The sequence below is a fragment of the Deinococcus malanensis genome (assembly GCF_014647655.1).
GTDB classification, from domain to species: domain Bacteria; phylum Deinococcota; class Deinococci; order Deinococcales; family Deinococcaceae; genus Deinococcus; species Deinococcus malanensis.
The window spans coordinates 41,797-57,338 of sequence record NZ_BMPP01000004.1; the positions used below are offsets into that span (position 1 = coordinate 41,797).

At 63.2% G+C, this 15,542-nt stretch carries 11 protein-coding genes and 1 tRNA gene; 10 read left to right on the forward strand and 2 right to left on the reverse strand.

Annotated features, from left to right (window positions below):
- Positions 1-18 precede the first annotated feature (18 nt).
- The 10 genes from IEY49_RS05615 (at position 19) to IEY49_RS05660 (ending at position 10,736) form a co-directional block, all read left to right on the forward strand.
- Complete coding sequence (locus IEY49_RS05615; RefSeq protein ID WP_189005392.1) at positions 19-765, forward strand: hypothetical protein; 747 nt, start codon at positions 19-21, stop codon at positions 763-765.
- 919 nt (positions 766-1,684) lie between these two features.
- Positions 1,685-2,074 carry an HNH endonuclease gene (locus IEY49_RS21865; RefSeq protein ID WP_189005394.1) on the forward strand — a complete coding sequence of 130 codons (390 nt, stop codon included), beginning with the start codon at positions 1,685-1,687 and terminating at the stop codon, positions 2,072-2,074.
- Positions 2,075-2,135: 61 nt separating this feature from the next.
- A tRNA-OTHER gene (locus IEY49_RS05625) sits at positions 2,136-2,247 on the forward strand.
- 465 nt (positions 2,248-2,712) lie between these two features.
- Positions 2,713-2,937, forward strand: coding sequence for a preprotein translocase subunit SecG (secG, locus tag IEY49_RS05630; protein ID WP_189005396.1), 225 nt, complete (start codon positions 2,713-2,715; stop codon positions 2,935-2,937).
- A gap of 270 nt (positions 2,938-3,207) precedes the next feature.
- On the forward strand, positions 3,208-4,968 hold the full coding sequence (locus IEY49_RS05635; protein WP_189005398.1) for an ABC transporter substrate-binding protein: 1,761 nt from the start codon (positions 3,208-3,210) through the stop codon (positions 4,966-4,968).
- A gap of 80 nt (positions 4,969-5,048) precedes the next feature.
- The gene (locus tag IEY49_RS05640) at positions 5,049-6,029 is read left to right on the forward strand and encodes an ABC transporter permease (protein ID WP_189005400.1); all 981 of its coding nucleotides are present in this window, start codon (positions 5,049-5,051) and stop codon (positions 6,027-6,029) included.
- A gap of 13 nt (positions 6,030-6,042) precedes the next feature.
- On the forward strand, positions 6,043-7,179 hold the full coding sequence (locus IEY49_RS05645) for an ABC transporter permease (protein ID WP_189005401.1): 1,137 nt from the start codon (positions 6,043-6,045) through the stop codon (positions 7,177-7,179).
- A gap of 76 nt (positions 7,180-7,255) precedes the next feature.
- Positions 7,256-8,302, forward strand: a complete 1,047-nt coding sequence (locus IEY49_RS05650; protein ID WP_189005402.1) for an ABC transporter ATP-binding protein — start codon at positions 7,256-7,258, stop codon at positions 8,300-8,302.
- A complete protein-coding gene (locus IEY49_RS05655) occupies positions 8,299-9,330 on the forward strand; it encodes an ABC transporter ATP-binding protein (protein ID WP_189005403.1) in 1,032 nt (343 codons plus the stop codon). The genes IEY49_RS05650 and IEY49_RS05655 overlap by 4 nt, the downstream gene beginning before the upstream one ends.
- Positions 9,331-9,455: 125 nt before the next feature.
- Complete coding sequence (locus tag IEY49_RS05660) at positions 9,456-10,736, forward strand: DUF4139 domain-containing protein (RefSeq protein WP_189005404.1); 1,281 nt, start codon at positions 9,456-9,458, stop codon at positions 10,734-10,736.
- 117 nt (positions 10,737-10,853) lie between these two features.
- Here IEY49_RS05660 and IEY49_RS05665 read toward each other — a convergent pair whose 3' ends face one another.
- On the reverse strand, positions 10,854-11,594 hold the full coding sequence (locus IEY49_RS05665; protein ID WP_189005405.1) for a methylenetetrahydrofolate reductase: 741 nt from the start codon (positions 11,592-11,594) through the stop codon (positions 10,854-10,856).
- A complete protein-coding gene (gene metH / locus IEY49_RS05670; RefSeq protein WP_189005815.1) occupies positions 11,591-15,286 on the reverse strand; it encodes a methionine synthase in 3,696 nt (1,231 codons plus the stop codon). The genes IEY49_RS05665 and metH overlap by 4 nt, the downstream gene beginning before the upstream one ends.
- Positions 15,287-15,542 lie beyond the last annotated feature (256 nt).

Here is a 15,542-nt window from a genome sequence, read left to right on the forward strand (position 1 = left end):
GTTGAATTCTGAAAGCTCATGTCCAGCATCCCTAGCGCCGCTGGAATGCCAAGCTGGGAGCTGACTGATGGACTCAACGCTGCTGATGCTTCCCATGCTGCTGGGTCCCATGGCTTTTGCCGGGGGCCTGGCGGCCGTCGCCTGGACCTAACCCGCGGCCGGCCCGGCGCGCGGCGCACCGCGGCGCTCGCCCTGGCCACGCCCACCCTGGCGTCGTTCGCCTTCTTCCTGGGGCTTCTGCTGGCCACCGGGTGGAATGAACTGCGCGGGACCGACACCGGATGGTACGACACCTACCGCACGCCCCTCGGCGGCGGGTATTACATCACGCGCATCGACACCTCCAGCTCCACGCCCTTCCTGGAGACCCCGGGGGGGCGCCAGCCACCAGGGGCCGTCACCCGCCTGGGCTGCGCCGGGCGCCTGGTGGCGGTGGAACTGACCCCGCATGAGCAGACCCCCGGGTACGTGCTGATCGGACCCGGCAAGCGGCTGCGCCCGTTCCAGGCTCAAGCCGCGCTTGAACGCGCCGCAGGGCAGCCGGTGACCTGGGGCCGCGAGCTGGCCTGGGGCAAGGACCTGGAAGAGACCGCCAGCTGCGCGCCGCGCGTCGGCTGGGCCGATCATCTGGTCGGCGGCGCCCTGACCGCCACGCCGCCCCTGTTGACCTTCGGCGCCCTGGCCTGGCGCATCCGCACGGTACGTCGGCGCCCGCCCCTCAACCCAGGTGTGTCCGCTGCGGACGGCGCGCCCCCAGCGCCCTGACCTTCCGGTGCTGTGTGACAGCCGATCGGGCCGTGCGGTTCGGTTGGATGGACACGGGGGGAGCCTGGTGCAGGAGCCCGTGAATCGTACGCTCAGCCGGCGCTTTGCTATGACCCGTCGGTCAACCGTGGCTCATGACTTCCAGGTCCCTGCGCAGGTTCACTGCGAGGTGATGTGGTCAGCCAGGGGCCGCGCAGGCATGCACGGGAAGCAGGGGAAAAGTGTCAGAGGGCTGTCCGGGAACATGTCCGCGTCGCTGGAGCGCAATGGCTGACTTGCCACGAGGTCCTGTGCGGCGAGAATTCGGGCATCGACAGGTGCGCCGCAAAGACACTTCCTGCAGCACCCCTATATATAAGGTGAACTTTTCGACATATATCCAGGTGCGCTTTCTAGCGTGACGGCACGGGCCGAGGAGCGCAGATTCCTTCTGCCTGCTTACCACGATCTGCGAAAGGTCATCGCCTGTCTGAACCCAGGAGGTGGGAAGCGGGAGAAGCCTCAAGCTGGCGGTACGCGAAAGGCGTCGGCTCAGGGTGGTGCCTCCAGCCGCCTCCGATAGACGATGTGACCATGCCCCCTGGCCGTTCTCCCGCTCCTGCTTCCCGGCGCCACCACAGCGAGACTGCGTCTCTCATTACAGGACAGAAGGGTCCAGACCAACCGGAAGCCAACGGACGCGCCCGCCGCCGGCGGAGCCCCGCTGATGGTCGTCCGCGGATGCGGCCTTCCCAGGCGTCGCCGCTCACACACCTGCTTCAGGTGTCAGAGCCGGAGGCCCTGGAGGCGCGGTTCTGGGCGCACGTGGAAAAAGGCGAGGGTGAGGACGCCTGCTGGCGCTGGACCGGCGGCACCGTGAACAGTGGGTACGGCCTCGTCCGGGTGACCGGGCGGCACCCACAAGCGTTCCGCCCACCGGGTGGCGTGGCTGCTCACGCATGGCGAGCTCCCGCCCCGTGACGTGCACGTCTGCCATCGCTGTGATCATCCCGCGTGCGTTCGTCCCTCCCACCTGTTCCTGGGCAGTCACGCGGACAACATGCGCGACGCGGCCGGCAAGGGCCGGAAGAAGGGCAAGGGTGGTCCCGGCGGGGCGGCGAACGGGCGGGCCCGGCTGACCGCGCCGGCTGTCTTGAGGTTGCGTGCGCAACCCTACAGGCACCGCACGGACACGAGCTGGGCCGAGGACCTGGGCGTGTCGGTCTCTGCGGTGCACCTGGCGCGAACGGGGCGCACGTGGGCCTGCCTGCCGATGCCGGGCGAGCCGGGGTGGGAGGACGCGGTGGCGGTCCTGGATCGCGGTACCTGAGGGTGGGCCCAGCACAGGCCCATGCGCCAGCAATCGGCGTACGCCCAGGATTCAACGGGGCGCAGGTGGCGTGGTAAAGTGCGTGTGCAAGGGCTGTTGCCGGGCGGGGACTTCTCGCTCGACTCAAAATCGAGCGGGAAACCGTAGGGGTTCGAGTTCCCTCACCGGCACCAGACCAGAAACCCCCGTGCAGTGCGGGGGTTTCCTTCTTTGACTCAGGACAGAACCGTAGATTTGCAGACAAGAGAACGGCCACTATATTTTTGTGATTCAGCAGTTCCGGTTGCAGTACGACAGCTGAATGTCTGCACCACGTTGGGATGCATGCCGCCCCCAGTGGTCATGGCCACCGAATACTGGGGGGGTGCAGGGGGTATTGATGTCTGGCACTTCTGGGCAGGTCTGCTCGCTGACCCACAGTTCTGTCATGGGAAAGGCTGAAGCTCGATATGTATCCGACTGATATCCAGCGGGTTCCGCACGAACGCCCTTAAATGGCTTGAACCAGTCTCAACGCTGAAAAGCTCTGCCTCCTGTGTTCACGCTGCCATGTATAATCACAGACCGTATGGCACTCCGCCGATAGTCAGGCGGGCAACCTGGGGGCAGAGCCTCCTGGCAGTGCCGCAGAGGTTCCCATGATCCTGAATCTATTCATTGTTCTGTTTGCGCTGATCTGCCTGGCGCTGGTATTTTTCGTGCTGCTTCAGGTGCCCAAGCAGGCCGGGCTGTCTGCCAGCATGGCGTCTGGAGGCTCTCTTCTTGGCGGACGAGGGGTAGAGGGCGGCCTTGTACGCGTAACCAGTGTGCTGGGGGGCTTTTTTATGTTGCTGGCCCTTCTGATCTCGTTTATTTCTCGCTGACGTCACGCTTTTCAGTGTTGCCCGGCTCCAGATGGAGCCGGGCGGTGTTCTGTGCCCCTGCTACCGAATGCATCTTTCACGGGCATATGAATACACAATTGTAGTGATTTCCACCGTGAGCATGGGCCACATCGTAAGACACACCCTTGACCAAACCTAGGCCAATTCATATAGTGACCACGCTGGAAACTCAGAAATTACTCTCGTGTAGATCCCTGGTCGGCTTCTGCCCTCTACGGCCTTACACAGTCCAGTCTTATAGGAGACTCCATGAAAAAAGCCCTGCTTCTTGCGCTGGCCATGACCGCCAGCACCTCCCTTGCAGCCCCCTTTGTCTGGCCGGCCGCCTGGACTGCCGAGCAGAACACCGCCAACAAGCGTGGCGGCGAGTACCGTGACTACACCATCGCGGATTTCAAGACCTTCAACCCGTTTACATCTGCTGAGGCGACCAGCATCCCCGGTACCATGGCGACCGGCTCCTCGGGTCTGTTCATGCAGAATCCCAGCAACGACGACTTCATCCCCTACATGGCGGCGGGCGAGCCTGTCGTCAGCAACAACGGCAAGCGCTTCGTTGTGAAGATTCGCCCTGGCATGAAGTTCAGCGACGGCCAGGCTATTACCGCCGATGATTTTGTCACCACCATGAAGATCCACATGGACGACAAGGTCGGCAGCAATAGCTACGACTCGTTCTTCCTGACCAAGAAGCCCATCACGATCAAGAAGATCGACAACATGACCCTGCAGTTCGACTTCCCGCAGGTCAGCTCGGGCGCTTACGGCCGTATGAGCTTCGCCCCCTGGCCCGACCACGTGTTCGGCAAGGCCTACCGTGCCGGCGGCGCCGAAGCCATCAAGAAGATGTGGACCCTGGGCACCAACCCCAGCGAAATCGTGTCCCCCGGTATGTGGACGCTGAACAGCTACCGTGCCGGTGAGCGCGCCGTGCTCTCCGAGAATAAGTTCTGGGGTGAGTGGAACAAGGACAGCCGCGGACAGGCTCTGCCCTACCTGGACCGCTACTCCTTCCGTATCGTCAGCGACCTGAACGCCGGCCTGGCCGCGTTCCTCGCTGGTCAGATCGACGCCTTCGCTCCCCGCAACGCCGACGACCTTGCGCAGATCAAGCGCGCCGTTGACGCAGGCAATCTCAAGGCCACTCTGATCGCCAACCAGAGCCCCACCGCTGCCAGCCAGTGGATCGTCTTTAACTGGAACAAGGCCAGCGACCCTGCCAAGCAGAAGCTGTTCCGTGACGTGCGTTTCCGCCGTGCCATGAGCCACCTCGCCAACCGTCAGGCGATGATCCAGCTCGCGCTGGGTGGCCTGGGCACCGAGAACTACTACAGCGTATACCCCATCTTCAAGCAGCAGCTCGCTGTGGCAGCCAACGCGCCCAAGTACCCCTTCAACCCGGAAGCAGCCAGTAAGCTGCTTGCCCAGATGGGCTACACCAAGAAGAACGCTCAGGGCTTCCTAGTCGACAAGGCCGGCAAGGTCCTGGAGTTCAACCTCAGCACCAACGCGGGCAACACCGTCCGTGAGCAGCTCGGTCGTATATTCGCCGACGAGGCCAAGAAGGTCGGCGTGAAGGTCAACTTCACCCCCATCGACTTCAACAACCTGGTCAACCAGCTGACCGCCAAGGGCGAGAACCGTCCCTTCGACGCCATCCTGCTGGGTCTGTCCGGCGGCAGCAACGTCTGGTCCTTCGGTGCCAATGTCGTGCCCTGCGGAACCAACCTGCACAGCTACAACAACCCCACCAACGGAGCCTGCGCCACCAGCCAGGAACAGCTGATGACCAAGCTGTACTACCAAGGTGACGCCACGCTCGACGGTGCCAAGCGCCGCGCCATCGGTGCCCAGATTCTGCAGGCAGAAGGTGAGCTGCAGCCTGTCGTCTACCTGGTCGGTGGCAACTATCACGTGGCTTACAACGAGCGTCTAGGTGGCGAGTTCACCAAAGCCATGATGGACGCCTACTACGGCTCCCGTCGTATTGCCCTGACGTTCATCAAGTAACCTCCCGCCCCATGTCTCTCCGGGGGGTGGTCCGCACAGCGGGCTGCCCCCCACTAACGTGACTTCACCAGGAGTTCCACATGATCCCCTTTCTCCTGCGGCGGCTGGTTCAGGCCATCCCGACGCTACTGCTGGCCAGCATCCTGATCTTTTTCGTCATTCAGCTCGCTCCCGGCGACTTTCTGACCCCGGCTCGACTCAACCCCAACATCGCCCCGGAGCAGCTCGTCGCACTGGAACGCAATTTCGGGCTGGACCGCCCGGTGTGGCAGCAGTACCTGTTCTGGATGCAGAACATGTTCGAGGGTGACTTTGGTCTGTCTTTTCAGTACCAGCAGCCTGTGTTGGACGTGATCCTGCCGCGCATCAAGAACTCTCTCTCCCTGGTGCTGCTCTATCTGGTTCTGTTCTATGCCGTGGCCATACCGGTGGGCGTGTATGGTGCCGTGCGGCAGAACTCGATGGGCGACAAGTCAATCGGCGTGGTGCTGTATTTCCTGCTGGGCTTTCCCAGCTTCTTTCTGGCCCTGATCGTGATCTACTTTATCCTGCAGCTGCGCAACGCTACTGGGCTGGACATTCCCATTGGCGGGATGACCAGCAACAATTTCGAATCACTGTCGCCTCTGGGGCAGTTCTGGGACATCGTTAAACACCTGATTATTCCGGCAGTGGTGCTGGCCGTCGCCAACGCGGCGGGTCTGAGCCGCGTGATTCGTGGACAGATGCTGGAGGTCATGCGCTCGGACTACGTTCGCACGGCCCGCGCCAAGGGAGTCAGTGAGCGCAGCGCGATCTGGAAACATACCTTTCGCAATGCCATCCTGCCGATTGTGGCCGGGATTGGCGGCCTGCTGCCCGCGCTCATCAGTGGTGCCGGTTTTGTCGAGGTAGTGTTCTCGTACCCTGGAATTACGCCTATGCTGCTCACGGCCATCAACACCCAGGATCTGTACCTGATCGCGGGCTTTACCGTTATCACCACCCTCCTGCTGATTGCAGGCAACGCGATCAGCGACCTGCTGCTCGCGGTGGTGGACCCCCGCGTGAAGGTCGCGTGAGGAGAGTACTGACATGACCACTACTGCCGTACCACCACAGGCCAGCAAAGCCCGAGGCCAGTCCCAGTTCTCGGTGGCCTGGGCCCAGTTCCGCAAAAACCGTCTGGCTCAGGTCGGCGGGGGCCTGCTCGTCCTGCTTTACCTGATGGCGCTGTTTGCTCCCTTCCTTGCGCCTGCAGGACTGTCGAGCTACTCGACCTCGAACATCACCCGATTCCATCCGCCCACGCCCCTTCAATTCCGTGACCCCGAAACAGGTGGGCTGACCCGGCCCTTCGTGTACCAGTACACGCAGCAGCTCAACATGGACACCTTTATCAACGAGTATCAGCCAACCAAGACGCGCTGCCCGATTTACTTTGGCGTACGGGGCGAATCCTACCGCCTGTTCGGGTTAATTCCGGGCAATATCCACCTGTTCGGTACAAGTGCGGAAACTCCAAACTGCAATGTGTATCTCTTTGGCGGGGAGGCGCTGGGCCGCGACCTGTTCACACGGACGATGTACGCCTCGCAGATCTCCCTGACCATCGGTGTAGGGGCGGTGCTGGTCTCCACGATTATCGGCCTGTTCATGGGTGTGGCAGCCGCCTACTTCGGCCGTTTCGTGGATACCATCATCATGCGTATGGTCGAGGTGCTGGCCGCGATTCCGGACCTGTTCCTGCTGATTCTGCTGCGGTCGGTGTTCCCCCGGGACATCAACCCGATCTTCGCGCTGTACATGGTGCTGGGTCTTCTGGCCTTCATCAACTGGGGTGGCCTGGCCCGTGTCGTGCGCGGACAGATGCTCAGCGTGCGCGAGCAGGATTTCGTATCGGCTGCGCAGGCTCTGGGCGCCAGCAACGGCCGCATCATGATGCGGCACATGTTGCCCACCATGACAACCTACGTGATCGTGCTGCTGAGTCTGGGCATTCCCGCCACCATCCTGCTCGAATCGGGCCTGAGCTTCATCGGGATCGGTGCGGTCGAGCCCTACGTATCGTGGGGAGCGCTGCTCAGCCAGGCGCAGGAAGGCGGCTTCGCCAGCATCACGCAGCGCCCGTGGGTGCTGATCCCGGGCTTCTTCATCGTGTTTACGGTGATGTGTTTCCAGCTGTTGGGTGACGGTCTGCGCGACGCCTTCGACCCGCGCAAGCGTCAATAAGGCGTATCGGAGTCACGCCCTTGTCAGCCTGTATGATGAAGGGCGTGTTCCACAATCAGTTGCAGATGGAGGAAGAATGACCCATCAGGGTGAAGTATTGCTGGCGGTGAACGGCCTGAAGACGTATTTCTATACCGACGACGGTGTAGTCAAGAGCGTCGACGGCGTCACTTTCCATATCAACAAGGGTGAGACTCTGGCCGTGGTAGGCGAGTCAGGGTCCGGGAAAAGCGTGACCAGCCTGTCGATCATGCGCCTGATTCCCATGCCGCCCGGCAAGATTGTCGAAGGCGAGATCCTCTTCACGGCCAAGAACGGCGCGCAGAAGAATCTGGTGAACATCAGCGAAGCGGAAATGCGCCAGATCCGTGGCAACGACATCAGCATGATTTTCCAGGAGCCGATGACCAGCCTCAACCCGGTCTACACCATCGGTGACCAGATTGCTGAAGCAGTCATGCTGCACCAGGGAAGGAACAAGAGAGACGCGCTGGGGGTAGCCACCGACATGCTGCGCCTCGTCGGGATTCCTGCGCCTGAGAAGCGGGTCAGCGAGTACCCCCACCAGATGTCCGGGGGGATGCGCCAGCGTGTGATGATCGCCATGGCTCTGAGCTGCAACCCGGCCCTGCTGATTGCCGACGAGCCGACCACGGCGCTGGACGTGACCATTCAGGCACAAATTCTGGACCTGATGCGCAAGCTGCAGCGCGAGATCGGCATGAGCATTCTGTTCATCACCCATAACTTGGGCGTGGTGGCGGAAATGGCCGACCGTGTGGTCGTGATGTACGGCGGCCGTGTGGTGGAAGAAGGCGATGTGGTGGAGATCTTCAAGGCACCCCGTCACCCGTACACCATGGGCCTGCTCAACAGCATTCCCCGTCCCAGTGATCACGAGTACCAGCCGGGCGCCCCGAAAGGCCGCCTGGAGGCCATTCCGGGCAATGTTCCCAACCCCCTGAACCTCCCACCCGGCTGCTCTTTCGAGCCCCGGTGCAAGTTCGCTATTCCCGAGTGCAGTTCGGCGGTGCCTCCCCTGGAGGACACCGGCGGTGGGCACACCGCCCGCTGCATCCGCTGGCGTGAATTCGAGAAGGTTCAGACGGAGGTCACCGCATGACTGCTACGCCCCTGAGCCCCAGCATCGCCCGAGACCGCAGCGCGATGGCCGCCACCGGACAGACACTGCTGGATGTCCAGAACCTGGAGAAGTACTTCCCGATTCGCGGCGGCCTGATGTCGCGTGTCGTTGGCAACGTCAAGGCCGTCAACGACATCAGCTTCAAGGTCGGGCGCGGTGAAGTGGTCGGTCTGGTTGGCGAGTCCGGATCGGGCAAGACCACCGCCGGCCGCGCCATCCTGCGTCTGGTCGAGCCGACTGGTGGTCAGGTGATCTTCAACGGTACCGACATCACCAAGCTCTCCAAGGGGCAGATGCGCGACTACCGCCGGGAAATGCAGATCATCTTCCAGGACCCGTTTGCCAGCCTCAACCCCCGCATGACCGTCAGCGACATCATCGGTGAGGCCATGCAGATCCACAACCTGCACCCGGGCCGCGAGCGGATCGATCGCATCGCCGAGCTCCTGCAGCGCGTAGGCCTGCGCCCCGAGCACATGGGCCGCTACCCGCACGAGTTCTCGGGCGGTCAGCGTCAGCGTATCGGGATCGCGCGCGCACTGGCGGTGGACCCGAGCTTTATCGTCGCCGACGAGCCGGTCTCGGCGCTGGACGTGTCGATTCAGGCGCAGGTCGTCAACCTGATCCAGGATCTGCAGGAAGAACTGGGCCTGACCGTGCTGTTCATCGCACACGATCTGCACGTCGTCGAGTACATCTGCGACCGCATGATCGTGATGTACCTGGGCCGCATCATGGAGATTGCACCTAGCCGCGAGCTCAACCGCAATCCGAAGCACCCCTACACCGAGGCCTTGCTGTCGGCTGCGCCGGTGCCCGATCCCACGATCAAGCGCCAGCGCATCATCCTGGAAGGGGACATCCCCAGCCCGATCAACCCGCCTTCAGGCTGCGTGTTCCGCACGCGGTGCCGCTACGCTATCGCGGACTGCGCCAACATCGTGCCGGAACTGCGTGAAGTCGCGCCCAACCATTTCAAGGCGTGCATCCGCGACGACATTCTCTGACGTCCCTGCACAGCCCAAGAGCCGCCTGTACAAATGTATGGGCGGCTCTTCCTTTGGCTGGCACCTGTTGATTCAAATGGTCATCTTCTCACACTTCATCAGCAGGCCGGGAGCAAGCTGACTTCATGCGACATATCCTTTCACTTGCTATCGCCCTGAGCTTTGGAGGTGCTGTGGCTACCGACCTGCGCATTTATCCCAGTTTCACAGAGGTGCGGGAGCCGGTTTCTACGGCCGGTACCACCTTGACTGTTGCCTTGCCGCAGGAAGCCTGGGCTGGCGTCATTCCCGGGAGTCTGGATCTGGAGGGTCTCGCGTTTGTCAGTGCGCTGCAGAACCTGGAGCCCAACTGGCTGGCCACACTGGAAGGCAAGACCGTGTATGTCATGCGCGAGGGAGGCCGCACCGAGCCGGTCACCCTGATTCGGGCCCGGGATCTGCTGGTGCGTGACAGCGCTGGCCGCTACTTCACCGTGCAGTTTACGCAGCTGCAGTTCGATGTTCCGCCACCTAGCAACCCGCTGAGCGCGTCACAGACCCTTGTCTTTAACCTGCCCAGAGCAGGCAGCGGCATCCTGAGCTACCTGACCCGCAGCGTGAGCTGGCAGCCCCGCTATACCCTGAGAGCCAGTGACGCTGGCGCCCAGTTATCGGCCCTGGCGGATATCCGCAACAGCACCGACCTGCCGTACGAGGTAAAGAACACAGAACTGTATGCTGGGGATGTGAATGTGCAGGGGGGAGGTTTTCCCCCACCAGCGCCGATGATGGAACTGGACTCTGCCGCCCGGGCTACAGCCGCCCCCGCCCCCAAGATCCAGAATGCCGGTGACCTCCGGGGGCTCTACAAGTACACCCTCTCCACCACCTTCCGTCTGCCGGCCAACAGTGTGGTCACCCTGCCCTTCCTCAATCCAAAGCTGACCAGTTTTGACCGCTACGTAGGCCTCAATACCTTTTTCAGCCCGGCGACCCAGGAAGGAACCTTCAGCCGCTTCTACCGGTTCAAGGCGGACGACCGGCTGCCAGGTGGACCCATCACGGTCCGGGAAGAAGGCCGCATCGTGGGCCAGACGAACATCGGGGAAACCCGCAAGGGCGGCGAGGTGGAGTTCACGTTGGGTCAGGATCCGGACGTGGCCTACACCCGCACGGTGCAGACCGTGAACCAGGCCCGCGACGCCAAGGGCAACGTCAGCCGCACGACCTACAAGGTGACCTACGTGCTGGAGAGCAGCAAGACACGCTCGGTGCGAGCCGAGATCACGGAACGGGTAGGCGGTCGCCGCATCGTTATCGACAGTCTTCCCCCAGCGCAGAACCAGGCCATTGCGACGCTGAAGGTGGATATTCCAGCGGGCGCCAGGGTCACCCGCAGCTTCACGGTCGTGATCGACAACAGCTGATGACTCGGGTCCGGACCCTTCTCCTGCTACGAGGCTGGAGAAGGGTTCGTTCACGAATGGGTTGCAGGGCGGAATGGACGGTCTGGCAGCGTTGCAGGCGTCCTATCCCGGCACCGGCTACAGCAGGCCCCCCAGATAGGCCAGCGTGTCCGCGCGCACCGGCATGAAGTACGCATGCTGATCGCGCTCCCGGGCAAAGGCCAGCACCTGGGAGGCAAGGTGGCGGTTCCACTCCAGAGTCGGCTGGAAGCGCCGCGGGAACACCGCGTGATTGCGGGTGCGCCAGTAATTCAGGGACCCTTCCTCGGTAACCGACGTGGCACCCCACCAGACCTCGGCTGCCAGCGGGATCAGGTCAGCGTAGGCCTCCATCAGGCGCAGGTCGAAAAACGGCTGCGTGAAAAAGCCTACGGCCCCAGCTTCCAGTTTGCGCTCCAGGTAGCCCTGTTCGCGGGCCAAGGACTGGCGGTAGGGGTCGAGGCCGGCGTAGACCCGAACGTGCGGCAGTTCCTGTGTAAAGCGGCGGATGGCCGTGATGGCATCCACGTCGTAGACACGGGCGCTCATGTCGGCCGGAGCGTCCCCGGAAATAATCAGCACCTCGTCCAGGCCATGTTCGTCAAGGTGTGCCGCCATCTGCAGCGGCTCACGAGGATTGAGATCCACCGCCCGGATGTGCGGAATGGCCCGGTACCGTGGACGGGCAAACGCACAGCCGTGCCACGAACGGGTAGAAAAGCGCGTCAGGTCGGGAACATTCACCGTATCTATCCCAGGGAGGTGCTCCGCGACCGCCTGCAACTCTGCCCGGAGCGCGGAGCGCGACCGGGGTACCAGCTCAACCGACACGCGGGTCACAGCGCCACCGCCTCAGAGCCGCGGGCCGGGTCATAGGCCAGCAGCGGGCCCAGCCAGCGCTCGGCTTCCTCCAGGGTCCAGCCCTTGCGCCGGGCATAGTCTTCGACCTGGTCGCGGCCGATCCGGCCAACCGCGAAGTACTGGGCGTCCGGATGGGCAAAGTACAGCCCCGACACTGCAGCCGCCGGCGTCATGGCGCAGGATTCGGTCAGTGCCAGCCCAGCTTCCTCTGCGCCAAGCAGCTCAAACAGCGTGCGTTTTTCGGTATGGTCGGGCTGCGCGGGGTATCCCGGTGCAGGGCGAATGCCAGCGTAGCGCTCGCGGATCAGGTCTTCGTTGGCCAGGGATTCGTCAGGCGCGTACCCCCAGTGGCGAATGCGGACGTCACGGTGGAGTTTTTCGGCGAAGGCCTCGGCCAGACGGTCGGCCACGGCCTTGACCAGAATGGAGTTGTAGTCGTCGTGGGCTGCCTCGTAGGCCCGGGCCAGTTCCTCGGCGCCGTGGATGGCTACGGCGAAAGCGCCAATATGGTCCCCACGCAGCGCCACGAAGTCTGCCAGGGCGGTGTTGGGCGTGGTCTGATCCCGTTGCTGACGCAGAGTGTGCAAGCGCGTTGCGGGGGCAACAGCAGCTCGACCCGCAGCCAGTTCATGGGTGTGATGATCCAGCGTGTCGGTATGACTCCCGGCAGCCACCACGATGTCATCTCCCTCGCGGTGGGCAGGCCAGAGTCCGATGACCCCCCGGGCCGTCAGCAGACCCTCGGCAATCACCCGCTGAAGCAGTGCTTGAGCGTCCTCGAACAGTTGCCGGGCTTCCGGGCCCCGCAGCGGATCGGTCAGAATGTTCGGGTAGATCCCCTTCATTTCCCAGGCAATGAAAAACGGCGTCCAGTCAATGTATTCCAGCAGTTCCGCGATGGGCTGCTCAATCAGCTGGCGTCCCGGCCGGAGCGGCGCCGGGGGCACGGCAGGGGAGAGGCGGGGCGCACGCGCCCTTGCTGCCGCGAGAGGAACTAACCGTACCGTCCGTTCGCCGTGGCGTTCACGCAGGCCGGCGTACTCGTCGCGCGTCCGCTCCTGAACAGCTTCCGGCTGGGTCAGCAGGTCGTTGACGACGCCGACCGCGCGGCTGGCGTCCATGACGTGCACTACCGTTCCGTCGTACGCCGGGTCAATTTTCACGGCTGTGTGGGCCCGGCTGGTGGTCGCGCCGCCGATCAGCAGGGGCGTTTTCAGGCCCCTTCGGGTCATCTCACGGGCAACCGTCACCATTTCGTCGAGGCTGGGAGTAATCAGGCCAGACAGGCCGATCACGTCCGCGCCCATTTCTTTGGCAGTGTCCAGAATCTTCTCGGTCGAGACCATGACGCCCAGGTCGGTGACCTGATAGCCGTTGCAGGCCAGCACCACCCCGACAATGTTCTTGCCGATGTCGTGCACGTCGCCCTTGACGGTCGCCAGCAGAACCTTACCCTTGCCGCTCTGACTGGTCTGCTCCGCTTCCAGATAGGGCGTCAGGTGAGCCACGGCACGTTTCATGACCCGGGCGCTCTTGACGACCTGCGGCAGAAACATCTTGCCTGCGCCGAACAGATCACCAACGACATTCATCCCGTCCATCAGCGGTCCCTCGATCACGGCCAGCGGGGAGCCCAGCAGCTGATAGGCTTCTTCGGCGTCTTCCGTTACGTGGTCAGTGATGCCACTGACCAGCGCGTGCTTGAGACGCTCCGTGACCGGCAGCTCGCGCCAGGCGCTCTGGGCAGAGGCCTCACGCTTGATCCCTTTGTAGCTCTCGGCCAGGGAGATCAGCCGCTCGGTCGCGTCGGGGCGGCGTGCCAGGATCACGTCCTCCACGGCCTCACGCAACTCCGGTTCGATGTCCTCGTACACTGCGAGCATGCCCGCATTTACGATGCCCAGGTCCAGCCCGGCACGGATGGCGTGATACAGAAACACGGCGTGCATCGCCTCGCGGACATGGTTGTTGCCGCGGAACGAGAACGACACGTTGCTGATTCCGCCGGAGACCAGCGCGCCCGGCAGGTTCTCCTTGATCCAGTGGGTGGCCTCGATAAAGTCGATGGCGTAGCGGTCGTGCTCCTCCATGCCGGTAGCTACCGTCAGGACATTGGGGTCGAAAATGATGTCCTGGGGTGCGAAGCCCGCCTGCTTGGTCAGGAGCCGGTAGGCCCGGGAGGTAATTTCCTTGCGGCGCTCCAGATTGTCGGCCTGCCCCTGCTCGTCGAAGGCCATGACGACCGCAGCCGCCCCGTAGCGGCGCAGCAGCCGCGCGCGCTCCAGGAACTTCTCCTCGCCGTCTTTCAGGCTGATGGAATTGACCACCGCCTTGCCCTGCACCCGCTTGAGGCCAGCTTCGAGAATCTCCCATTTGCTGGAATCCAGCATCAGGGGCACCCGCGAGATGTCCGGTTCCCCAGCCAGCAGGTTCAGGAACTTGACCATGGCGGCCTCGCCGTCAAGCATGCCCTCGTCGAAGTTCACATCCACCAGCTGAGCACCGTTCACGACCTGCTGGCGCGCGATCTTGAGTCCTGAGTCATAATCGTCGGCCAGGATGGCCTTGGAGAATTTGGGACTGCCGGTGACGTTGGTCCGTTCGCCCACGTTCACGAAGTTGGTTTCCGGGGTGACCGTGAACGCTTCGAGACCGCTCAGGCGCAGGTAGGGGGGCAGCTTCGGTGCCGATCTTGGCGGCAGTCCCGCTACCGCGTCGGCAATGGCCCGGATGTGCTCCGGCGTGGTGCCGCAGCATCCGCCCACGATATTCACCAGCCCGTCTTCGGCAAACGAGCGCAGCACAGCGGCCGTATGTTCGGGGGTCTCGTCGTACTCGCCAAAGGCATTGGGCAGACCGGCATTAGGATGCACCGAAACCAGGGTTTCTGAATTGCCCGCAATGGCTCGCAGATGAGGGCGCAGCAGATCCGCCCCCAGGGCGCAGTTCAGGCCCACGCTGAACAACTGCGCATGTTCCGTGCTGATCACGAAGGCTTCAGGGGTCTGTCCGCTCAGTGTCCGCCCCGAGGCGTCCGTGATCGTCCCCGACAGCATGATGGGCAGCGTCCGCCCTGCGAGGGCGAAAGCTTCCTCACAGGCAAAGAGCGCTGCCTTGGCGTTCAGCGTATCGAAGACGGTCTCGATCAGGATCAGATCGGCCCCACCGGCGATCAGACCCTCCACCTGGTCGACGTATGCCGCTACCAGATCGTCGAAGGTGACGTTCCGGAACTCGGGGCGCTCGACGTCCGGGGAAAGGGTCGCCGTGCGGTTGGTGGGGCCCACCGACCCGGCCACCCATCGGGGCCGGCCGTCACGGGCCGTGAACTCGTCAGCCACCTCCCGGGCCAGCCGGGCTCCCGCCTCGTTCATGGCGCGGGCCAGATGCTCGGTGCCGTAGTCCGCCTGCGAGATCACGGTGGAGTTGAAGGTGTTGGTGCTGGCAATGTCAGCACCGGCCTCGAAGTAGGCGCGGTGAACTTCCCGGATCACGTCGGGTCGCGTCAGCTGCAGCAGGTCGAAATTGCCCCGGTACATTCGCAGGGGGTCGGCACCGTCCCAGCGGAAGTCACCTTCCGTCAGCCCTGCCCGCTGAAGCATGGTGCCCCAGGCGCCGTCCAGCACCAGAATCCGGCGCTGGGCTTCGCTGTGAAGGCCGGCGGCCCGCAACTGCTGCGCCTCTGCAGCCGGCTGGTCCCGAATAATCGTCGTCGTATCGCAGCTGGTCAAAACACACCCCTGGTCGAACAGGGCCGCACCTGGGCGGCCCACAAGTTTCTTTCGCGCTAAGCGCCTCCACTGGGCCATCGTCGCCCGCTCGCACCATCGTCAGCGCACCTACGCGGGGGCTTTCCTGAAAGCACCGTGACCGCAATGAGGGCCGGTTGCCGCGCCGTCACAGGGCAGGAAAAACCCTCGGGCATCT

Excerpts from the sequence above, each read along its gene's own strand:
- IEY49_RS05615 (WP_189005392.1), top strand. The coding sequence starts at position 19 with ATGTCCAGCATCCCTAGCGCCGCTGGAATGCCAAGCTGGGAGCTGACT.
- secG (WP_189005396.1), top strand. The coding sequence starts at position 2,713 with ATGATCCTGAATCTATTCATTGTTCTGTTTGCGCTGATCTGCCTGGCG.
- IEY49_RS05635 (WP_189005398.1), top strand. The coding sequence starts at position 3,208 with ATGAAAAAAGCCCTGCTTCTTGCGCTGGCCATGACCGCCAGCACCTCC.
- IEY49_RS05640 (WP_189005400.1), top strand. The coding sequence starts at position 5,049 with ATGATCCCCTTTCTCCTGCGGCGGCTGGTTCAGGCCATCCCGACGCTA.
- IEY49_RS05645 (WP_189005401.1), top strand. The coding sequence starts at position 6,043 with ATGACCACTACTGCCGTACCACCACAGGCCAGCAAAGCCCGAGGCCAG.
- IEY49_RS05650 (WP_189005402.1), top strand. The coding sequence starts at position 7,256 with ATGACCCATCAGGGTGAAGTATTGCTGGCGGTGAACGGCCTGAAGACG.
- IEY49_RS05655 (WP_189005403.1), top strand. The coding sequence starts at position 8,299 with ATGACTGCTACGCCCCTGAGCCCCAGCATCGCCCGAGACCGCAGCGCG.
- IEY49_RS05660 (WP_189005404.1), top strand. The coding sequence starts at position 9,456 with ATGCGACATATCCTTTCACTTGCTATCGCCCTGAGCTTTGGAGGTGCT.